Origin of the sequence: uncultured Campylobacter sp. (genome assembly GCF_937973075.1) — a bacterium.
Classification (GTDB): Bacteria; Campylobacterota; Campylobacteria; order Campylobacterales; family Campylobacteraceae; genus Campylobacter_B.
The window spans coordinates 25,789-44,019 of sequence record NZ_CALBWL010000047.1 but is presented as its reverse complement, the minus strand read 5'-3'; the positions used below and the strand labels follow the sequence as shown (position 1 = coordinate 44,019).

Genomic DNA, 18,231 nt, shown 5'->3' with positions numbered 1-18,231 from the left:
ATTTATTAAAAATATATAACTATTTCTATAAATTTGCAAAATTTTAAAATTTAATCTAAATTTATAGATTTTTTTATATGAAATTTAAGGAGCCCGAATTGAACCAACTTTTGCAGACCTTTATACCGACCGCGCACCTTATTAAAAATACGATCGGCGATTGCGAGGTGGTCATCCACGATATGAGCACGCCGCAAAGCTCCGTCGTTTTCGTCCTCGGCGACGTAACGGGCAGGAGGATCGGTCAAAGCTTCGATCATCTGGTAAAGGACGTGTTGCTAAGTAAAAATTTTGAAAACGACTGCACCGCAAACTACTACTTCACCGCGAAAAACGGCAAGCTCATACGCTCCTCGACTTCGCTAATCCGCGGCGCAGACGGCAAAGTAGTAGGCGCGCTATGCGTAAATATCGATACCTCAAGCGCCATGGCGGCATACAAAGTAATAAAAAATCTACTGCCGAATGCAAAGCTCGATAGCAAGGAGCTACAGGGCGCAAATTTTACCGACGAAAGCTGCAATAACGCGGCATTAGACGGGGCGAGCTTAAAGGACGGCGTAAATTTAGAAACGCAAAGCTCTAACGATTTGCAGCAAAATATCCTTGATATCGTCCAGGACCTGATCGCATCGGCTACGCATGATCTGGATGTAGAGCGGATGAAGAAAGAGGATCGAAAGCGTATCGTAAAATTCCTCTCGCAAAAAGGAATTTTTGAGGTAAAAGGCGCTGTAGAGCTCGTCGCAAAGGCGCTTAGGACGCAGAAAGTCACGATCTATTCGTATATAGATGAGGTAAAGAAGGAGAGCTAACCGCGGTGCATAAATTTGATCTCAAATTTAACAAACGTTGCGCGCCTTTTTATCAGCGTAGCCATTGGAGTGGCGTAAATTTTAATCTAAATTTGATGAATCGATCAAAAATCAGAGCATACTAATCCTTCGTTTATACAGCATGTAACGGGATAAAAGCAAAACTCATCTATTACTCGAACTCGTAGCCCTTCGTATTCTTTAATTTCTCGTCATAATCGACTCCGTTAGCAATTCGCTTGCGCGAAGCATTGAAATCCGCTCGTATCGGGCTTTTGCGCTCGTCAAACTCAAGTGGCGCGACACCGATGATATCTGCTAGCAGATGTGCCAAATCATCGCTCATAAAAGGCTTATCTTTCGCCGCAGCTAGCCTCTGCCATAGCTTAGCGTGATCGCTCAAAAACTCGCGAGAGCCTATGAAAATTAGCGGAATTTCGTAAGTAAAGCGGCTCTCCATGCCATGCCCAAGGCGTCCATTTTCGTATAAATTCTCGCCGTGATCGCTAAGATAGACGATGAGGCTGTCGCCATCTGAGAAAATTTTAAAAATTTCATTTATGACAAAATCGTTGTAAAGCACGCTGTTGTCGTAATATGCGACGACATCTTTCTGCTTGGAAGTAAGTTTTGCCTTTACGTCCGCCGCGCTAAACTTGCCAAATCCCTCGGGGTAGCGCAGGCTGTAATCCATATGGCTGCCAATGAGATGGATCACGTAGAAATTTCGCTCGCCCTGCCCCGCTTTCGCCTGATTTATGAGTGGAAGCAGCACTCCGTCAGGCTTGATGCGGACGGTTTCATAAAGATTACTCTTTGAGAGGAATGATTCCGCGTCCGCGCGATCGGCAGCGCTTTTGGCACTTAGCGCATGCGCGCCGAAAGCCTCTTGATTGCTGATCCAAAAGGTGCGGTAGCCACTTAGCTTAAACATATCAATGATGCTAAGGTTGCGAAACCAAGCCCTTTTGCGCTCGCTTTCGTAATCGCTGAAATTTAAAAGCCGCATCAGCACCTGATTAGTCGTGCCGTAAGGCGAGATTGTATCGCTAAATTTTATCAGATTGCCGCTTGCCTCGAGACCCTCCAAAAGCGGCGTATTTTTAACGCCGTAGCCGTAGAGCGACATATGCCCGCGCTGCAAGCTCTCACCGATTATTAGGATGATATTTTTGACGCGAGACTTTTGCAAGGCGTGGTTTGTAGCGGTCTCAGGGTTTTTGGAATTTGAAATCGCGCCGGGGCTTTGCGGCGCAGAATTTAAAGTCTTGCCCCAACTCTGCGCCATAGCGCCCGAGGTGAACGTAGAATTTAAATTTGCGCCGTAATTTTGCGCCTGAGCGTCCGAGGCGGGCGTAGAATTTTGAGATGCAAGGCCGGGGGCTGCGCTTTGCGAATCTAAATTTGCGCTGCCTTTTAAAACGCTTTCGTTCGCGCGCTTGGCCTCGTCATATCCAAGCTGCACTTCGCGCATATCGGTGATGAAATTTTTATCGCTCAGATAGTCTTTTATCGTAAAGGCAAACTCCAGCGGGACGTATTGCGATAGCTTGGTTATATAGCCTTGCTTGCCCTGGGAAGCTTTGACGGCGATATCCGCGCAAAAGATCGTGCCATAGATAAGATAAAGCGCTGCTAGCAGCAATCTTAGACCGCTATGCGTTTGCTCCTCCTTTCTCCGCCCCGTTCTTAGTGCCGCAAAGATGCAGCCAAGCAGCGCCGCTAGATATAAAATCGTTGCGGGGTTAAGAAACTGCGAAACAAACTCGCGCGTCTCGGCTGCGTCGGTATGGACGATCGCGTCAATCGCCACGACGTTGAAGCTTGAGTCGAAATTTACGATCAAAAATAAGGCCACGCTCGCAATTAGCGCAATTAGCGCTAGTAACACGAATGAAACGAGCTTAAAAAATCGGCCGCTAAGCAGATAGCAGAGGTGAAAGATGAGTAAATTTGTGATGAGCACCGCAGAAAAGCCTTTAAATACATGCGAAAAATGATACCCATTGATCTGATAATGTATCTTAGCCCAGCATGCGAGCAGACATAGCGCCGTGCTGAGCCAAAACACCCTCCATACGGGACGTTTGCGCAGAGCAGCAAAAAAGCCGCGGTCGATTTTCATAAGCAAGCGCGCTATGAGCCCGCCCGCTTTCGTCCGCGCCATAAGTCCGCCTATATTTGCTAGCGCTACATAAAATTTTTCTCTCATTTTATATTTCCTGCCTTGTACGAAGAGACGCGACGACGCGCACTCTGTGTAGTGCGACATGTTTTCGCTTTAAAATCAAGGCGCAATCTTAGCCGCTTAAAGCTTTGAGCTTGCTTACTTGCATCCTTTTTACGCTTTAAATTTTACAGCCAAATTTTAAAGATACGGAGAGTTTGGAATTGGACGACGGAATTTTAAGGCTAAATTTTAATTGAAAGCGGATTTATGAGTGAGGTTATGAGACAGAAGCTCTGGGATAAAATTATTAAAACGTAATTTCAAAAAATTTAGCTAATTGAAATTTCGAAGTAATATTGCCGCGGTCAAAACGCTCGGGCAAAAATTTTAATAAGATGCGCGGCAAATGGCGCGTTTTATAACGCTTGCATGCCTCATAAAGCCGGCTACGAGGCTAGAGCAGATGAAGCGACCGCGATGCGATATTTTTTAAAATTTACGTCCAGGCTACAAACCGTCGCGATAAGCTTTGAAAGGTCTTCGGACAAAAATTTATGCATGAAGCGGCTGAGGTAAAATTCTAAGACACGAGCTATGTAAAATTATCAAAGACCGATTGCGGGCAAAATTTCGCACCGACAAAGTGAAAAATTTTAACCAGCCCAAGTCACCTTTTGTGCGAAAATCTACGCGACGCTTAGGACTTCTACCTTGCCGTCGAAAACCGCCATGCAATGCTCGTAGTGACTAGTGCGAAGTCCGTCCCTGCTTCTCGTGCTCCATTTATCCTCGGCGATGACCGGCGTGCCGTCCTTTTGGCAGATCATCGGCTCGATGCAAAAGACCATGCCGTTTTTGATTTTAGGACCTGATTTTGGATTGTTACCTTCTAGATAGTTTGGGATCTCAGGCTCTTCGTGCGGGTGCTTGCCGATGCCGTGACCGCAGAAGCCGTATAGCGGCACGAAGCCGCGCGCACGGATAAATTTCTCGATCTCGAAGCTTAGCTCTTTGAAGTGCATTCCTACTCTGATCGTTTTGATGGCAAACTCCAGCGTATCCTTACTGCATGCGATGAGCTCCTCATCGGCTTTTGAAATTTTACCGACGGGCAGGGTGCGTGCGCTGTCGCCGAAATATCCGTTTAGCTTCGAGCCTAGATCGACGCCTAAGATATCGCCCTCCTGCAAGATCGTTTCGTCTGGGATGCCGTGGATGATGACTTCGTTTAGCGAGAGGCAAGCGGCGTTTGGAAAGCCGTATAGCCCTTTAAAAGCAGGATACGCACCCTTGGATGTGATGAAATCGTCGATCTTCTTATCGACTTCGAGTAGGCTAAGACCCGGCTTTATAAATGAAGTTGCATAATCAAGGGCTTGCGCGACGATCTTGTTCGCTGCACGCAACCCCTGCAAATCTTTTTTTGTTTTAAGCAAAATTGCCATTTTTATAGCCCGACCGCACTTAGAGTCTGATATTTGTTCATATAGATCTGCGCTTCGATGCGCCTCATCGTATCAAGAGCGACGGAGACGACGATCAGCACGCTGGTGCCGCCGAAATAAAACGGCACGCCCATAAATTTAACGAGCAGCCACGGGATGACGGTTACTAGCCCGAGATAGATCGAACCCCAAAACGTAAGACGGCTGGCGACTTCGTTTAAAAAGCTCGCCGTTCCCTCGCCCGGACGAATGCCCGGGATAAATCCGCCCTGCTTCTTTAAATTTTCACTAATGTCCTTGGAATTAAAAGCAATTGACGCATAAAAATAAGCGAAAAATATAACCAACACAAAGGTCAAAAAGTTAAAGAAGTAATTGCTAGGGCTAAGGAAATCGTGGATCTTTTGGATGATCGGATTGGTGCTTGCCTGTAAAATTGTAGTCGGAAACATCAAAATCGCGCTTGCAAAAATAGGCGGAATGACGCCACTTAAATTTAGCTTGATCGGCACGTAATTCATAATGCGCTTGTTTTGATTCGCCATCAATACCTTGCGCGAAAACGATACCGGAATTCTGCGTTCACCTAGCTCCACATATAAAATCGCTCCGATAGTAGCCAGGATAATTAGCACGATCGCGATTAGCTTTAAAACGTTCATTTCGCCGGTATTTACTAAATTTACGGTACTTCCGATCGCTCTAGGGATGGCGCTTACGATACCTGCAAAGATAATAAGGCTAGTGCCGTTACCGACGCCGCGCTGCGTAATCTGCTCGCCGATCCACATCAAAAGCATGGTGCCTGCCAGCATCGAAATGCACGAGATGAAAACAAACTCGTTGGTATTTTCGGCCATTATCGCAGGCGCTCCGGTTTGTCCGTGGATGCCCTGCAAGCCGATGCTAACACCGATGGATTGAACCATAGCAATCGCTATGGTAGCGTATCGGATGATCTGCATATATTTCTGCATACCGTCGCGCTCTTTTTTGAGTTTGCCTAAATTTGGAAAGGTTGCGGCAAGCAGCTCCATAATGATCGAAGCGGTAATATAAGGCATAATGCCTAGCGAGATAACGCTGAATCGCTCCGCCGCGTTACCGCTAAACATATTAAACATTCCAAAAGCGTTGTTGCTATTGTTTTGAAAAAATTGCTTTATAACCTCAACGTCCACTCCCGGAACTGGCACGTAAGCTAGCAACCTATAGGCAAAAAGAAAGCCCAAAGTAATGAGAATTTTGTTGCGTAGCGATTTATTCATTATTTTTGTCCGCTAGACTTTACGTTCTCGTCTTTGATCTTGCTAGCGAGCGCTTTTGCGCCTACGCCGATCAGCTTGATCTTTTTAACGGAATTTGAAATTTTATGAACGGATTTGATGCTTTCGATCGTGATCTCACTAAGATCTTTGATAGCTTCGATTTTATCGACATTGATCACGTAAGGCTTTTCAAATTTAGAAGTAAAACCTACCTTTGGAAGCCTTCGCTGAATCGGCTGCTGACCGCCCTCGAAGCCTCTTTTTTCATGAGAGCCGGTACGCGCGGTCTGACCCTTGCCGCCGCGACCCGCAGTTTTGCCTAGGCCGCTTCCTTGACCGCGACCCAAGCGCTTAGTAGCGTGAGTCGAGCCCGGAGCTTTTTTAAGATTTTCTAATCCCATCTTTTATCCTTGTTAGTGTTTTAACATACTAAGAGCTTTCATCGTAGCTCTTACGACATTTGAGGAGTTGTTCGAACCTAGCGATTTAGTGAGGATATCTTTAACACCCGCAAGCTCTAAAACCGGGCGGACTGAACCGCCTGCGATAACGCCGGTACCTTCGCTCGCCGGCTTAAGTAAAATTTTGCTCGCATTGTATTTAACTTCGATATCATGAGTGATAGTAGAGCCGTTTAAATTTACCTTGATGATATTTTTAAATGCATCGTCTACTGCTTTTTTAATCGCGTCGGGAACCTCTTTGGACTTACCAAAGCCAAAGCCTACCAAGCCGTTTCTATTGCCTACTACGATAAGAGCCGTAAACCTAAACCTTCTACCACCTTTAACGACCTTCGTAACCCTACCGATATTGACGATTACCTCTTCGAATTCTTCTCTATTATACTTTTCCACAATCATTCCTTTGGGTTATAGTTTGATGCCGTTTTGGCGTAGCGACTCGGCAAAGCTTGCGATTACGCCGTGATACAAATAGCCATTACGATCGAAAATCGCTTCAGAAATGCCTTTATCTTTTAGCTTGGAGGCTAAATCTTTAGCTAGACTAGCCGCACCCTCTTTGTTTGCCTTTAAATTTAAAACCTTACCGCTGCTGGCGCACAAAGTCACGCTCGCCGCGTCGTCGATAGCCTGAGCATAGACCGTTCTATTGGATTTGAAAATAGAAATTCTAGGGCAAGATGCGACGCCTGAAATTTTAGCGCGAATTCTTCTTTTTCTCTTGATTCGTAAAGAGATCTTTCTTTTTAATACGTTCTGTGTCATTTCTCAACCCTTATTTCTTAGCTGTTTTTCCGGCTTTGCGGATAATGCGCTCTTCAAGATACTTAATACCCTTACCTTTGTATGGCTCAGGAGGTCTGAATCCTCTGATCTCGGCTGCTACTTGGCCTACTTGCTGCTTGTCGTCGCCTTTGATAGTTACGACGTTTTTATCTACAGAGATTTCGATTCCTTTTGGAGATTCAAAATTTATCGGATGCGAAAAGCCCAAATTTAGCTCAAGCACCTTGCCCTTCATCGCAGCTCTATAGCCGACGCCGTTGATTTCGAGCTGTTTTGAAAAGCCTTCGGTAAGACCAAGGACAATATTGTTGGCTAAAGCGCGGTATGTTCCCCAATACGCCCTGCTCTGTCTATCCTCACCCTTAGGCGAGAATTCTATCTTTCCGTCTTCGATTTTTACATCGACATGACCTTTTAAATCAAGCTCTTTTTCGTTATTCGATTTTTTAAATTTTAACGACGAGCCGTCAATCTTGACCTCAACTCCGTTTGGAATAGAGATCGGTTTTTTACCAATTCTTGACATAATTTTCCTTTTTATTTGTCTAGGGTATGTCTACTTTTACGAATGGATACCACAATGCCATAAAAAGTAGAAACTTCTTACCAGATCGTGCAAAGCACTTCGCCGCCGACGCCCGCTTTGTGCGCGTCGATACCGCTCATAACACCTTTGCTTGTGCTAACGACAACGGTTCCGTAGCCGTTTTTGAAGCGCTTGATCTCATCTTTGCCTTGATATACACGGCGGCCCGGAGTCGAAATTCTTTTAACTTCGTTTATCACGCTCCTGCCCTTTTCGTCGTATTTAAGCACTACGTTGATGATCTTTTTATTGTTTTCCTCTACTACGTTGTAGCTCTCGATATAGCCCTTCTCGGCTAAAATTTTAAGCATAGCCTCAACGACGTTTGAGTGAAAAAGCTTAGTCGTATCTAGCCTTCGCATCGCAGCATTTCTGATGCGAGTTAGTCCATCTGAAATAAGATCGTTAATCATCTTTTCTCCTTACCAGCTTGCTTTTTTTAGACCCGGGATCAAGCCCTCATTTGCCATCTTGCGAAGGCAAACGCGACAAATTCCAAAATCCTTATAAACGGAGTGCGGACGACCGCAAATTTGACATCTGGTATATGCGCGAGTGCTAAATTTAGCGGGGCGTTTCGCCTTGGCTACCATTGATTTTTTTGCCATATCATTTTCCTTTTGCAAAAGGCATGCCGAATAACTCTAGCAATTTAAATGCCTCTTTATCGTTATTTGTAGTCGTTACGACGGTTATATTCATACCGTGAGTTCTTAAAATTTGATCGTATTCGACCTCTGGGAACATCAGCTGCTCTTGCAAGCCGAAGTTATAATTGCCGCGTCCGTCAAAGCCCGTTCTAGGTAGTCCTCGGAAATCCTTAACCCTAGGAAGCGCGATAGAGATCAGTTTGTCTAGGAAGGCAAACATCTGCTCTTTTCGTAACGTAACCATTATGCCTACCGGGAAACCTTCGCGCACTTTAAAGCCGGCAACCGATTTTTTTGCATTGACGATAAGCGCTTTTTGGCCTGCTATCAGCGAGATAGTATCGGCCATATTTTGAAGCACTTTTTGATCTTTGCTCGATTCGCCCGTTCCTACGCTGATAACGATCTTTTCAAGCGCCGGGATAAGCATAGGATTTTTTATATCAAATTCTTTCTGCAAAGCAGCTCTGATGGAATTTACATATTTATCTTTTAGTCTGCTCATAATCAACCCTCTACCAACGCAACGTTTGAAATATCCATAGGCATCTCTTTGCTTGTAAAGCCGCCTTGCGGATTTTGCTCGGTTGGTTTGATAGCCTTTTTAGCCATTTTACAACCCTCGACGATAACTTGAGCTTTTTTAGGAAACACGGCTTTGACTGCGCCTGTTTTGCCCTTATCGTCACCTGCGATGATCTTTACTTGATCGCCCTTTTTAATCTTAAATTTTACTGCCATTATAAAACCTCCGGAGCCAGCGAAACGATCTTCATAAAACCGCCGTATCTGACCTCTCTACCGATAGGACCGAAAATACGAGTACCGATCGGCTCTTTTTTTGAATCCAAAATAACGGCTGCGTTCTCATCGAATCTAATTAGCGAGCCGTTGCCTCTGTGCAACTCTTTAGTCGTACGAACGACTACGGCTTTTACTACTTGACCGCGCTTAATCTTGCCGTTAGGGAGCGCTTTTTTTACAGAGCAAACGATAATATCGCCGATTGTGGCGTATCTTCTTTTGCTGCCGCCCAAAACTTTAATACACATAAGTTCTTTTGCGCCGCTATTATCAGCTACCGCAAGTCTGGTAAAACTCTGTATCATTATTCAACTCCTGTTTTCAAAACCGCTTTTAAGCGAAACGATTTTCTAGCGCTTAGCGGTCTGCACTCGATCGCAGATATGGTGTCGCCGATCTTTACGACGTTGTTTTCATCGTGGATCAGATATTTTTTAAATCTTTTTACGATCTTTCTATATCTAGGGTGCATAACCCTTCGCTCTACCAAAACGGTAGCTGTTTTATCGCCCGCCTTCTTTACGACTACGCCTTGAATTTCTCTTTTAAATGCCATAACCTATCCTTATTTCGCTTTAATAGCGGTGTTGATTCTAGCGATATCTTTTTTGATAGCGCGAATCTCGTTAGGATTGCTTAGCTGCATAGTTTTTAGCTTTTGTCTAGCCGTAAATAAAAGCAACTTACTTTGTTTCAACATAGAATTTAGCTCAGCTAAATCTTTATCTTTCAAATCAGTATATTTCATTTTCGCTTTCCCTACTTACGATTTTCGTTTTAAAAGGTAGTTTATGAATCGAAAGCATAAGCGCCTCTTTAGCAACCTCTTCGCTAACGCCGGTCATCTCGAAAATAATCCTGCCCGGTTTTATATTCATTACCCACTCTTCTACGCCGCTCTTACCTTTACCCATACGAGTTTGTAGAGGCTTTTTGGTAAGCGGCTTGTCTGGGAATACCTTAATCCAAATTTTAGCTTGACGATTCACGAAGCGCGTCATCGCGACACGAGCCGCTTCGATCTGGCGAGAATTTACCCTACCCGCCTCTACCGCTTTGATACCGAAATCGCCAAACGTCAAGGAATTTCCTCTCGTTGCGTAGCCGCGATTGCGACCTTTCATCATCTTGCGGTATTTTGTTCTTTTTGGCATCAACATAACTATTTACCTCTTCTTGGTCTGCGTGTTTTTTTAGGCGCATCATCGGTCTTTTCAGCCTGGATGCCTTTTTGTAAAATTTCACCCTTAAAGATCCAAACCTTAATGCCGATATTACCGTAGGTAGTATGCGCTTCGGCAAAGCCGTAATCGATCCTAGCCCTTAGAGTATGAAGCGGAACGCGTCCCTCCAAATACCATTCGGTTCTAGCCATCTCTGCACCGCCCAAGCGACCTGCGACGCAAATTTTAATTCCCTTTGCGCCTGCTTTTTGAGCGCCCTGGATGACTTTTTTCATAGCGCGGCGGAATGCAACGCGGCGCTCTAGCTGCATAGCTACGTTTTCCGCAGCCAAAAGTGCGTTCGAGCCTACTTTGCGCTCCTCTTTGATGTTGATGGCTATGTCTTTATTGACTAGCTTAACGACTTCGCTTCTTAAATTTTCGACCTCGCCGCCTTTTTTACCGATGATAATACCAGGTCTTGCGGCTACGATCGTTACGCGAATTTTCTTAGCTGTTCTTTCGATAAGAATTTGGCTAATTCCCGCATAGTAAAGCTTAGCTTTTAAAAATTTGCGAATCTTGTAATCCTCGCCGATGCTTTCGGAAAGCGTTGCCTTAGAAGGAAACCATCTAGACTCCCAATTTCGATTAATTCCTAATCTTAAACCGATCGGATTTACTTTCTGTCCCATTTACGCTTCCTTCTTACTTGGTTTTGCTACTTCGACGATGATGTGCGAAGTAGGTTTGCGGATACGGCTAGCTGTACCTCTGGCGCGCGGACGAAATCTCTTAAGTACGGGACCCGCATCCACTCGGCAGCTGGTAACTACGACCTCTTCAGGCTCAAAGCCGCCGTTTGCGACCGCGCTTGAAATCGCCGTAGCGATATATTTCGCGCCGCGATTAGGCGTAAATTCCAAAGTAGCAAGGGCGAATTCAGCATTCATGCCTTGAATTTGCTTCGCGATAAGTCTTGCTTTTGTCGGCGAAAGGCGAACAAATTTAATAGTTGATTTACTCATATTCTATCCTTACTTGCCGATCTTTTTCTGCACGGAGCCTTTGTGGCCCTTAAAAGTGCGCGTAGGAGCGAACTCGCCTAATTTATAACCGATATGATGCTCGGTGACGTAAACCGGGATAAAATTCTTTCCGTTATGAACGTTAAACGTAAGTCCGATCATCTCCGGCACGATCGTGCTTCGTCTCGACCAAGTCTTGATCGGTTTATTATCGCCGGCTTTCTTTGCCGCAACGACTTTTTTCATTACGTGATCATCTACGAAAGGACCTTTTTTTAGCGATCTAGCCATTTTTATTTTCCTTTCCTTCTTGAAATTATAAGCTTATCGCTCGCTTTTTTATGGCGAGTTTTATAGCCCTTCGTCGGTTTGCCCCACGGAGTTACCGGATGACGACCGGAGTTTTTCTTACCCTCGCCACCGCCGTGCGGGTGATCGACCGGGTTCATTGCAGAACCTCTGGTTTGAGGACGGATACCTCTATGGCGATTGCGTCCGGCTTTGCCGATGACGACGTTTGCCCACTCTTCGTTACCTACTACGCCGATACTAGCCATGCACTCTGCGAGCACTCTTCTCATCTCGCCGCTAGGCAGACGCAAAATGACGTATTTTTCCTCTTTACCCATAAGCTGAGCATAGCCTCCGGCACTACGCGCCATTTGAGCACCTTTGCCCGGTTTTAACTCAATATTATGCAGGATAGTTCCCACAGGGATATTTTTCATCTTCATCGCGTTGCCGGGTTTAATATCTAATCCACCCTCGGCAGCAGCTACTACATCGCCCACTTTAAGATCGTTAGGCTTGATAATGTAGCGCTTCTCGCCGTCTGCGTATGAGATCAATGCGATACGGCAGTTGCGATTCGGATCGTATTCAATCGCCTCGACCTTGCCAGCAACGCCGAATTTATTTCGCTTAAAATCAATAATTCTATAAAGTTTAGCAGCTCCAGCTTGTTTATGGCGGCTGGTAATGCGACCGTTGTTGTTTCTTCCGGCTGCGGCAGGAATTTTAACAAGCAAGCCTCTAACGCTAGCTTTTGCAGTGATATCCTCACTACTAAGCCCGGTCATAAATCTTCTACTTGGAGTATACGGTTTATAAGTTTTAATTGCCATTTTACGCCTCCACGCTTTCTAGGCTTACGCCTTCAGGTAGTTTGACGTAGAATTTTTTCACATCGTTTCTAGCGCCAGTTCTGCCTTTAAATCTTTTTACTTTGCCATCCTGTCTTAAAGAATTTATCTTTAGCGGAGTAATCCCGAAATAGTTTTTTAAAACGCTCTTTAGTCCGTTTTTCGTAACCGACGGGCTAGTTTGGATAACGACCACGCCATTTTCTTGAAGACCGAGAGACTTTTCCGTATAAAGGATCGTTTTGATATCTGTTATATCTGCCATTTTAGTCCTCTTTCACTATTGATTCAAATGCCGCTTTTTCGAATACGACTGAGCCGTAAACTGCGATTAGGTAAGCATTGACCTCGCTTACATCGATGACATAGCAATTCTTAAGATTTCTATAGGCCAAAAGAGTTTGCGCGTCCAGCTCGTTTTTAACGATTAGCGCATCTCTAACGCCTAATTTCTTAATAAAATTTGCCGCGTCTTTAGTTTTGCCGCTTTTTAGCTCCAAATCATCGAAGATAAAAATTTTACTCTCGTTTGCTTTCTCATTGATAGCAAATTCCAGCGCAAGGCGTTTTTGCTTTTTATTGACCTTCTGCTCGTAATTTCGCTCGTTAGTCGGACCGAATGCGACCGCGCCGCCTACCCAGACGTTAGTTCTGGTTGAGCCCGCACGTGCGCCGCCGCGACCCTTTTGTCGCCATGGTTTTTTGCCGCCGCCGCTAACCTCGGCGCGAGTTTTAGCGTTAGCCGTATTTGCACGAAGCGAAGCAAGGTAAGATTTGACGTACAAATATAGATTGTGCGAATTGACCTCCGAAAATTTCGCAGGAATTTCAATTTCGCTTGCTTTTTCTAGTTTTTCGTTAAGCACGCTTACTTTACTCATTTTACTATCCTTATTCTGCCCATTGCGCCGTTAAATCCGGGAACCGAGCCTTTAAGCACCAAAATTTTATTCTCGGCATCAAAACTTATGACTTCGTTTTTAGCGGTAATCGTTTCATTTCCAGTGTGTCCCGCCATCCTCATACCAGGCTGAACGCGACCGGGCCACTCGCAGTTGCCAATAGAACCAGGCCTTCGGTGGAAGCGGCTACCGTGTGCTGCAGGACCGCCCGCAAAGCCATGGCGCTTAATGACGCCTTGATAGCCTTTGCCCTTGGATTTAAAGCTTACTTTGACGATCTTGGCTTCGCTCAAAACATCTAAATTTTGATCGCCAAGCTCGGTATTTTCTAAGCTTAAAGTCGCAAATTTATTAAATTCCTTGCTTAGGCTATATTTCTTTTGAATGCCGGCTATAGCTTTATTATACGCTTTTCCCTCTGCATATGCTACGATAGCTTTTTTCTCATCGCAAACTTCGCAAATTTTGGTATTGATAAGTCGTAAAAGCGTCACGGGCGTGCTGCTCGTGTCGATCGTCCTACTCATACCTATTTTTTCTACAATATATTCCATTGTTTTACCCCTTATTTGCCCATCGCGTGAACTTCGACGTTGACTTCCGGAGCCAAATCAAGCTTAGTTAGCGAATCAACCGTATCTGGCGTAGCTGCTACGATGTCTAGCATACGAGCGTGAATTTTCATCTCAAACTGCTCTCTGGAGTCTTTATTTACGTGCGGAGATCTTAAAACGGTGTAGCGTTTAATCTTCGTAGGCATCGGCACGGGACCTCTGACGTCCGCACCTGTTCTTTTTACGGCTTCAACGATAGCCGAAACTGTGCGATCTAAAACTCGATGGTCATAAGCCTTGAGTTTTAACCTAATTTTTTGCATCACTTTTCCTTAATAAAGAACTTGTCGCAACACGCGACCCTTTGTTTCAAACAAAAGACGCACATTATATAAAAGCGCTTCCTCTTTGTCAAGAAAATAGCCAAATTTTATTGAAATATTTCCTTTTTATAAGGAAAAACATATAGAATTTCGAAAATTTTTAGGATGCCGAAAATTTTCAATACAAAAATTTTGGATAAATTTAAAATGGATATAAAAATTTTATAGAATTTTTCAGATTTATTTCCTTTTAATAAGGAAAATTTTAAAATACTCGCATGAATGATCTGAGATTTTTTTACGAAAATCCGCCGGAATTTACGGCTTTTATCCCGCGCAAAAGAGGTATAGACTCACCCAAAACTATAATCTACGGAGTGCTAAATTCCGGCAAAAGCGCCGTGCTGAAAAATGAAATTTCGGAACTTAAAAAAGATGAAATTTTGTATCTAAATTTAGCCGATCTACGCCTTGAAGAGGCGGTAGCGAATGATGGAATTTTTGTGGCTAGAAATAGTGCGGACAATACAAAGGCTAGCGCAGCAAATGAATATGAAATAAGTAGAGAAGCTACGTTAGACGCGGAAATTTCGGATATAGATGAATTTTACCGCGCCGCCGCAAAAAATACAGATAAAAAAAACGTAAGCGCAGGCAGCTCAAACAACGCAAAAAATATGGAGTTCTACGACACAAAAAACAGGAGTGAGAATTTCTTCCGCGAGATCAAAGAATTTTTAGCCGCCAACGAGCAAATTTCATCGCTTTTTTTAGATAATTTCAGTAGCGCTGATTTTGAAATTTCATCGCTTCAAAGCTTCGCCGAGGGGCTAAATTTAAAGCGTTTTATTATCTCTACTCGCGATAGAGAGTTGATCCTGCCAGGCTTTGAGCGGATTGAGCTTTTGCCGCTTTCGTTTGAAGAATTTATCGCCTTCGATAAGCGCCATAACGAGATAAACTCGATGATTTCGGCCTTTTTAGCCCAAGGTGGCGGCGCAAAAAATCCCTTCATAGCGCCTGCCGAAATTTTAGAATTCGAGCAGAGACTGCTTGCGGCAAACTTTAGCCGCACGGAAATTTTAATCCTCAAAGAGTGCCTAAGCTCTGTCCACACCGCATTTAGCGCAAATAAAATTTACACCGCGCTAAAGACGCGCATTAAGATCTCAAAAGACGCGGTATACAGCACTATCGCCAAACTTGAGCGGGAAAATTTCATCAGATTTTTAAACAAAGCTGGCGAGCCCGCGCGCGCAAAAAAACTATATTTTTCGCATTTTAATATGCGAGAAATTTTAACAAGCAAAAAGGACTTCTCGAAAAAATTTGCCAACGTCCTGTTCTGCGAGCTTTTGGAGCTAAATACGCCGATTTCTTACACAAAAGAGCTGGATTTTTACCTGCCTGCTCTAAAAATGGGGGTTCTCGTTATCCCATTCAGCGACGCGGACATTATCTTTTTAAAATTTCGTAAAATTTTAAGCGTGCTCAAGAGACTCGGCATCACGAGCTTAAAAGTTGTGTCTATGGCAAACTCCGGTAGGCTCGAGATTGAGGGTATCCGCTGCGATGTAGTGCCGTTTTATGAATTCGCGCTTAGCTTCTGATTATTGACATCTCATATCATAAAAATATAAATTTTATGATATAATTTTGGCAAACCCATATCAATTACATAAGGGAAAGCCAATGATCAAATTAAAAGACAAACTCATTTATGAAACGCTAAAACTAGTCGAATCGCAAGGCGAAGATGGGCTTTTGTGTCGCAATAAGCAAAGCGATGCGGAGTTTATGAGACCCGTGAACGAATTCGCAGCTGCGAGTGGACGCAACTACACCTCGGTCAAATCGACTCTTGATATCATCCATAAAAACTGTGGCTATCTGCAGCGCGAAAGCATTAAGGACACGGGGCTTGATGCGGGCAAGGCGTCGAAGATTTTCATCTACCGCCTATGCGAGTCAGGGCGAAGCTTTATCGAAAAATACGAAAAAGCCCTCGTCCAAAACACCGACAAATAGCCCAAAATTAAAAATTTTAAGCGCCGATTAGATAGAATTCTTTAATTTCACGTGGCGCGACAGAATTTCATTTTTATGCGACTCGCCTTAAAAAAGGAGATGAAAATGCTGGATTTTATAGTAAAAATGTTCGCATGGAAAGCTGAGTGGGAGGTAAAAAAGGAATATGACAAAGAATTTGGCGATCTATCCTCCATGCACTCAATCTTGCGCTTTATAATACTTCTTATCATACTTAGCATTTTGATTAAATTTCAATTAAGCGTATGAAAGATACATTTTTAGACATTGCGCTCGTTTTATTAGGCATTGCTATGCTCGTCACAATGCGACAAAAATCTTTATTAAAATTTACAATCTTCGTCGTGATTTTAGCGCTCGCCAGAGAGTTAATCATTAGATTTTATGCCTAGTTTCGGCGAAACCGACGCGGATGGAATTTAAAATTTAAACGACAAAATGACGGCTCGGCAGAATTCGGCTGGCGCAAATTTAAATTTCGCCGTATCCACACTATGCTTTTATCGTCGTTAGTAAATTCTACCGCACTTCAAGAATTGCCGCATCTACAAATCCAGCCTTTATCGTCAATGATAGATTTTATCCGCGTCGAGGATTTGCGCTTGATGCCGCGCTTTCTGCTATTAGTGGCGGATTTTACTCGTGCAAATACGACAGAATTTCACTTGTGCGAACACGGCGGCGGATTTTTTGCGGTGGCAGCAAAATTTATAAACCGAATGAGTGGGCTAGAGCGTAAATTTTATAACGCTATAACGCTTAAATTCCACAGAAGCCTAAATTAGCGCAATACAAGTGCAGAATTCAATCAAAAAATTCCAAACTTAGTAGTAAAATTCCGCACGCTGAAATCTTAAAATTTTATTTCATAAAATTCCGAAATTTAGGAATTAAATTTTGCAGTGAAGCGGCAAATTTTACTTCGCAATTAAAATTCTCACGCAAACCATCCTCAAAAATTCTAAAATTTCATCATTATAAAATTTTAAAATTTCACTGTCGTATTGCAAATCTATTATTTTATAAAACGGAGTGAAAAGCGAAATTTTGTATAAATTACACTCGAAAATTTGACGGATTCTCGCGCAAATCGGCTCGAAATTCCCCCCTGCCTACTCCACGTATCCGATAAATTCGCCATCGAAAGTATGCCTAACGTCGCCGCGAAAGTAAATTTTACCTCCATCTCCTAAGCGCAAATTTAGCGTTTCGCCGCTTGCAGGTATCACGCGGATGTCGGGAGCTAGCCCCATATTTTCGACGCCTGCGATGAAGCATGCCGCCATCCCTGTACCGCATGCAAGCGTTTCTGCCTCTACGCCGCGCTCAAAGGTGCGCACTTTTAAAATTTTGCTTGCGAGGCGACTTTGAACTAACGCATAATTAACGTTAGCGTTATACTTTTCGCGCAGATCGCGGGCCAGTGCGGCATTGAACTCATTTAAATCGCTAACAAAAGTTACCAAATGCGGCACTCCAGTGTTATAAAAATACCACGTTAGCCCTGCCTCCTCAAAGCTCTCGCCAAGGCGTTTAGGACGAGTTAACATTACCTCGACGTTAGCTACTAACGCGTGAGCGTTAGGACGCAGATTGAAAATCTCGCCGAAGCTTACATTGCGTAGCTCGCCGCGCATACTCTCGCTCAAATTTCCGCCGAAAATACCGAAAATTTCGCCGCTAATTACGCCTGCGCCACTTAGGAATTTCATACTCTGCGCGGCCAAGAAATTTTCATACGCATACATGCATACCGCTCGCGAGCCGTTGCCGCACATATCGGCGGTGCTGCCGTCGCTATTATAAAATTCCCACTCGAAATTTATTCCCTCGATACCGTTAAATTTCGGCAGTACGACGATGAGCCCGTCGGCGCCTACTCCATCGCGCCTATCACATAGCTCACGCGCTAGCTTGGATCTATCCGCCTTAACCGAATCCGTAAAAATCACGAAATCATTTCCGCTCGCATTATATTTTGAAATTTTCATCATTTACCTCGCAAATTTTTAAAATTACTAACGCTCACTAACGCTTTATTAAAATTTTACTTCTATCTAAATTTAAGCGCATCGCTTATTT

General features: G+C 44.0%; 26 protein-coding genes and 1 pseudogene. 3 read left to right on the top strand and 24 right to left on the bottom strand.

Annotated features, from left to right (window positions below):
- Positions 1-98: 98 nt before the first annotated feature.
- A complete protein-coding gene (locus tag Q0274_RS06445; RefSeq protein ID WP_298028404.1) occupies positions 99-815 on the top strand; it encodes a PAS domain-containing protein in 717 nt (238 codons plus the stop codon).
- 172 nt (positions 816-987) lie between these two features.
- On the opposite strand, the gene Q0274_RS06440 is transcribed toward Q0274_RS06445, so the two are convergent.
- The 23 genes and pseudogenes from Q0274_RS06440 to rpsJ form a co-directional block, all read right to left on the bottom strand.
- Positions 988-3,027 (bottom strand): phosphoethanolamine transferase, encoded by a 2,040-nt coding sequence (locus Q0274_RS06440; RefSeq protein WP_298028403.1) that lies wholly within the window; start codon positions 3,025-3,027, stop codon positions 988-990.
- A 644-nt stretch (positions 3,028-3,671) separates the two neighbouring features.
- Positions 3,672-4,430 carry a type I methionyl aminopeptidase gene (map, locus tag Q0274_RS06435; protein ID WP_298028402.1) on the bottom strand — a complete coding sequence of 253 codons (759 nt, stop codon included), beginning with the start codon at positions 4,428-4,430 and terminating at the stop codon, positions 3,672-3,674.
- 2 nt (positions 4,431-4,432) lie between these two features.
- On the bottom strand, positions 4,433-5,698 hold the full coding sequence (secY, locus tag Q0274_RS06430) for a preprotein translocase subunit SecY (protein ID WP_295150643.1): 1,266 nt from the start codon (positions 5,696-5,698) through the stop codon (positions 4,433-4,435).
- Positions 5,698-6,099, bottom strand: a complete 402-nt coding sequence (gene rplO / locus Q0274_RS06425) for a 50S ribosomal protein L15 (RefSeq protein WP_005868985.1) — start codon at positions 6,097-6,099, stop codon at positions 5,698-5,700. The genes secY and rplO overlap by 1 nt, the downstream gene beginning before the upstream one ends.
- A 12-nt stretch (positions 6,100-6,111) precedes the next feature.
- Positions 6,112-6,555, bottom strand: a complete 444-nt coding sequence (rpsE, locus tag Q0274_RS06420) for a 30S ribosomal protein S5 (RefSeq protein WP_005868986.1) — start codon at positions 6,553-6,555, stop codon at positions 6,112-6,114.
- 15 nt (positions 6,556-6,570) lie between these two features.
- Positions 6,571-6,927, bottom strand: coding sequence for a 50S ribosomal protein L18 (rplR, locus tag Q0274_RS06415; protein WP_298028401.1), 357 nt, complete (start codon positions 6,925-6,927; stop codon positions 6,571-6,573).
- A gap of 10 nt (positions 6,928-6,937) precedes the next feature.
- A complete protein-coding gene (gene rplF / locus Q0274_RS06410; protein WP_298028400.1) occupies positions 6,938-7,474 on the bottom strand; it encodes a 50S ribosomal protein L6 in 537 nt (178 codons plus the stop codon).
- Between the two features lie 77 nt (positions 7,475-7,551).
- Positions 7,552-7,947: a 30S ribosomal protein S8 gene (rpsH, locus tag Q0274_RS06405; RefSeq protein ID WP_005868989.1), complete on the bottom strand. Its 396-nt coding sequence runs from the start codon at positions 7,945-7,947 to the stop codon at positions 7,552-7,554.
- A 9-nt stretch (positions 7,948-7,956) separates the two neighbouring features.
- A complete protein-coding gene (locus tag Q0274_RS06400) occupies positions 7,957-8,142 on the bottom strand; it encodes a type Z 30S ribosomal protein S14 (protein ID WP_005868990.1) in 186 nt (61 codons plus the stop codon).
- 1 nt (position 8,143) lies between these two features.
- Positions 8,144-8,689, bottom strand: coding sequence for a 50S ribosomal protein L5 (gene rplE, locus Q0274_RS06395; RefSeq protein WP_297960297.1), 546 nt, complete (start codon positions 8,687-8,689; stop codon positions 8,144-8,146).
- 2 nt (positions 8,690-8,691) lie between these two features.
- Positions 8,692-8,925: a 50S ribosomal protein L24 gene (gene rplX / locus Q0274_RS06390; protein WP_298028399.1), complete on the bottom strand. Its 234-nt coding sequence runs from the start codon at positions 8,923-8,925 to the stop codon at positions 8,692-8,694.
- Complete coding sequence (rplN, locus tag Q0274_RS06385; RefSeq protein WP_005868993.1) at positions 8,925-9,293, bottom strand: 50S ribosomal protein L14; 369 nt, start codon at positions 9,291-9,293, stop codon at positions 8,925-8,927. Before rplN ends, rplX begins: the two co-directional genes overlap by 1 nt.
- Positions 9,293-9,544 carry a 30S ribosomal protein S17 gene (gene rpsQ, locus Q0274_RS06380; protein WP_005868994.1) on the bottom strand — a complete coding sequence of 84 codons (252 nt, stop codon included), beginning with the start codon at positions 9,542-9,544 and terminating at the stop codon, positions 9,293-9,295. The genes rplN and rpsQ overlap by 1 nt, the downstream gene beginning before the upstream one ends.
- Before the next feature lie 9 nt (positions 9,545-9,553).
- A complete protein-coding gene (gene rpmC, locus Q0274_RS06375; protein ID WP_005868995.1) occupies positions 9,554-9,736 on the bottom strand; it encodes a 50S ribosomal protein L29 in 183 nt (60 codons plus the stop codon).
- The gene (rplP, locus tag Q0274_RS06370) at positions 9,723-10,148 is read right to left on the bottom strand and encodes a 50S ribosomal protein L16 (protein WP_005868996.1); all 426 of its coding nucleotides are present in this window, start codon (positions 10,146-10,148) and stop codon (positions 9,723-9,725) included. Before rplP ends, rpmC begins: the two co-directional genes overlap by 14 nt.
- Before the next feature lie 2 nt (positions 10,149-10,150).
- Positions 10,151-10,846 (bottom strand): 30S ribosomal protein S3, encoded by a 696-nt coding sequence (gene rpsC, locus Q0274_RS06365; protein WP_005868997.1) that lies wholly within the window; start codon positions 10,844-10,846, stop codon positions 10,151-10,153.
- A 21-nt stretch (positions 10,847-10,867) separates the two neighbouring features.
- A pseudogene (rplV, locus tag Q0274_RS06360) lies at positions 10,868-11,179 on the bottom strand (50S ribosomal protein L22); the annotation flags it as partial.
- A gap of 9 nt (positions 11,180-11,188) precedes the next feature.
- The gene (gene rpsS, locus Q0274_RS06355) at positions 11,189-11,470 is read right to left on the bottom strand and encodes a 30S ribosomal protein S19 (protein WP_005869002.1); all 282 of its coding nucleotides are present in this window, start codon (positions 11,468-11,470) and stop codon (positions 11,189-11,191) included.
- A 2-nt stretch (positions 11,471-11,472) separates the two neighbouring features.
- The gene (gene rplB / locus Q0274_RS06350; RefSeq protein WP_297897660.1) at positions 11,473-12,303 is read right to left on the bottom strand and encodes a 50S ribosomal protein L2; all 831 of its coding nucleotides are present in this window, start codon (positions 12,301-12,303) and stop codon (positions 11,473-11,475) included.
- 1 nt (position 12,304) lies between these two features.
- Positions 12,305-12,586: a 50S ribosomal protein L23 gene (locus Q0274_RS06345; RefSeq protein ID WP_298028398.1), complete on the bottom strand. Its 282-nt coding sequence runs from the start codon at positions 12,584-12,586 to the stop codon at positions 12,305-12,307.
- A 1-nt stretch (position 12,587) separates the two neighbouring features.
- Positions 12,588-13,202 carry a 50S ribosomal protein L4 gene (gene rplD / locus Q0274_RS06340; protein ID WP_297950195.1) on the bottom strand — a complete coding sequence of 205 codons (615 nt, stop codon included), beginning with the start codon at positions 13,200-13,202 and terminating at the stop codon, positions 12,588-12,590.
- On the bottom strand, positions 13,199-13,777 hold the full coding sequence (rplC, locus tag Q0274_RS06335; protein ID WP_298028397.1) for a 50S ribosomal protein L3: 579 nt from the start codon (positions 13,775-13,777) through the stop codon (positions 13,199-13,201). The genes rplD and rplC overlap by 4 nt, the downstream gene beginning before the upstream one ends.
- A gap of 11 nt (positions 13,778-13,788) precedes the next feature.
- On the bottom strand, positions 13,789-14,100 hold the full coding sequence (gene rpsJ, locus Q0274_RS06330; RefSeq protein ID WP_005869011.1) for a 30S ribosomal protein S10: 312 nt from the start codon (positions 14,098-14,100) through the stop codon (positions 13,789-13,791).
- Between the two features lie 278 nt (positions 14,101-14,378).
- Here rpsJ and Q0274_RS06325 point away from each other — a divergent pair, with 278 nt between their 5' ends.
- Entirely contained in the window at positions 14,379-15,710 is a 1,332-nt protein-coding gene (locus Q0274_RS06325; RefSeq protein WP_298028396.1) for a hypothetical protein, read from the top strand.
- A gap of 82 nt (positions 15,711-15,792) precedes the next feature.
- A complete protein-coding gene (locus Q0274_RS06320) occupies positions 15,793-16,128 on the top strand; it encodes a hypothetical protein (protein WP_298028395.1) in 336 nt (111 codons plus the stop codon).
- Positions 16,129-17,261: 1,133 nt separating this feature from the next.
- Here the strand turns inward: Q0274_RS06320 and dapF are convergent.
- Positions 17,262-18,140, bottom strand: coding sequence for a diaminopimelate epimerase (gene dapF, locus Q0274_RS06315; protein ID WP_298028394.1), 879 nt, complete (start codon positions 18,138-18,140; stop codon positions 17,262-17,264).
- Positions 18,141-18,231 lie beyond the last annotated feature (91 nt).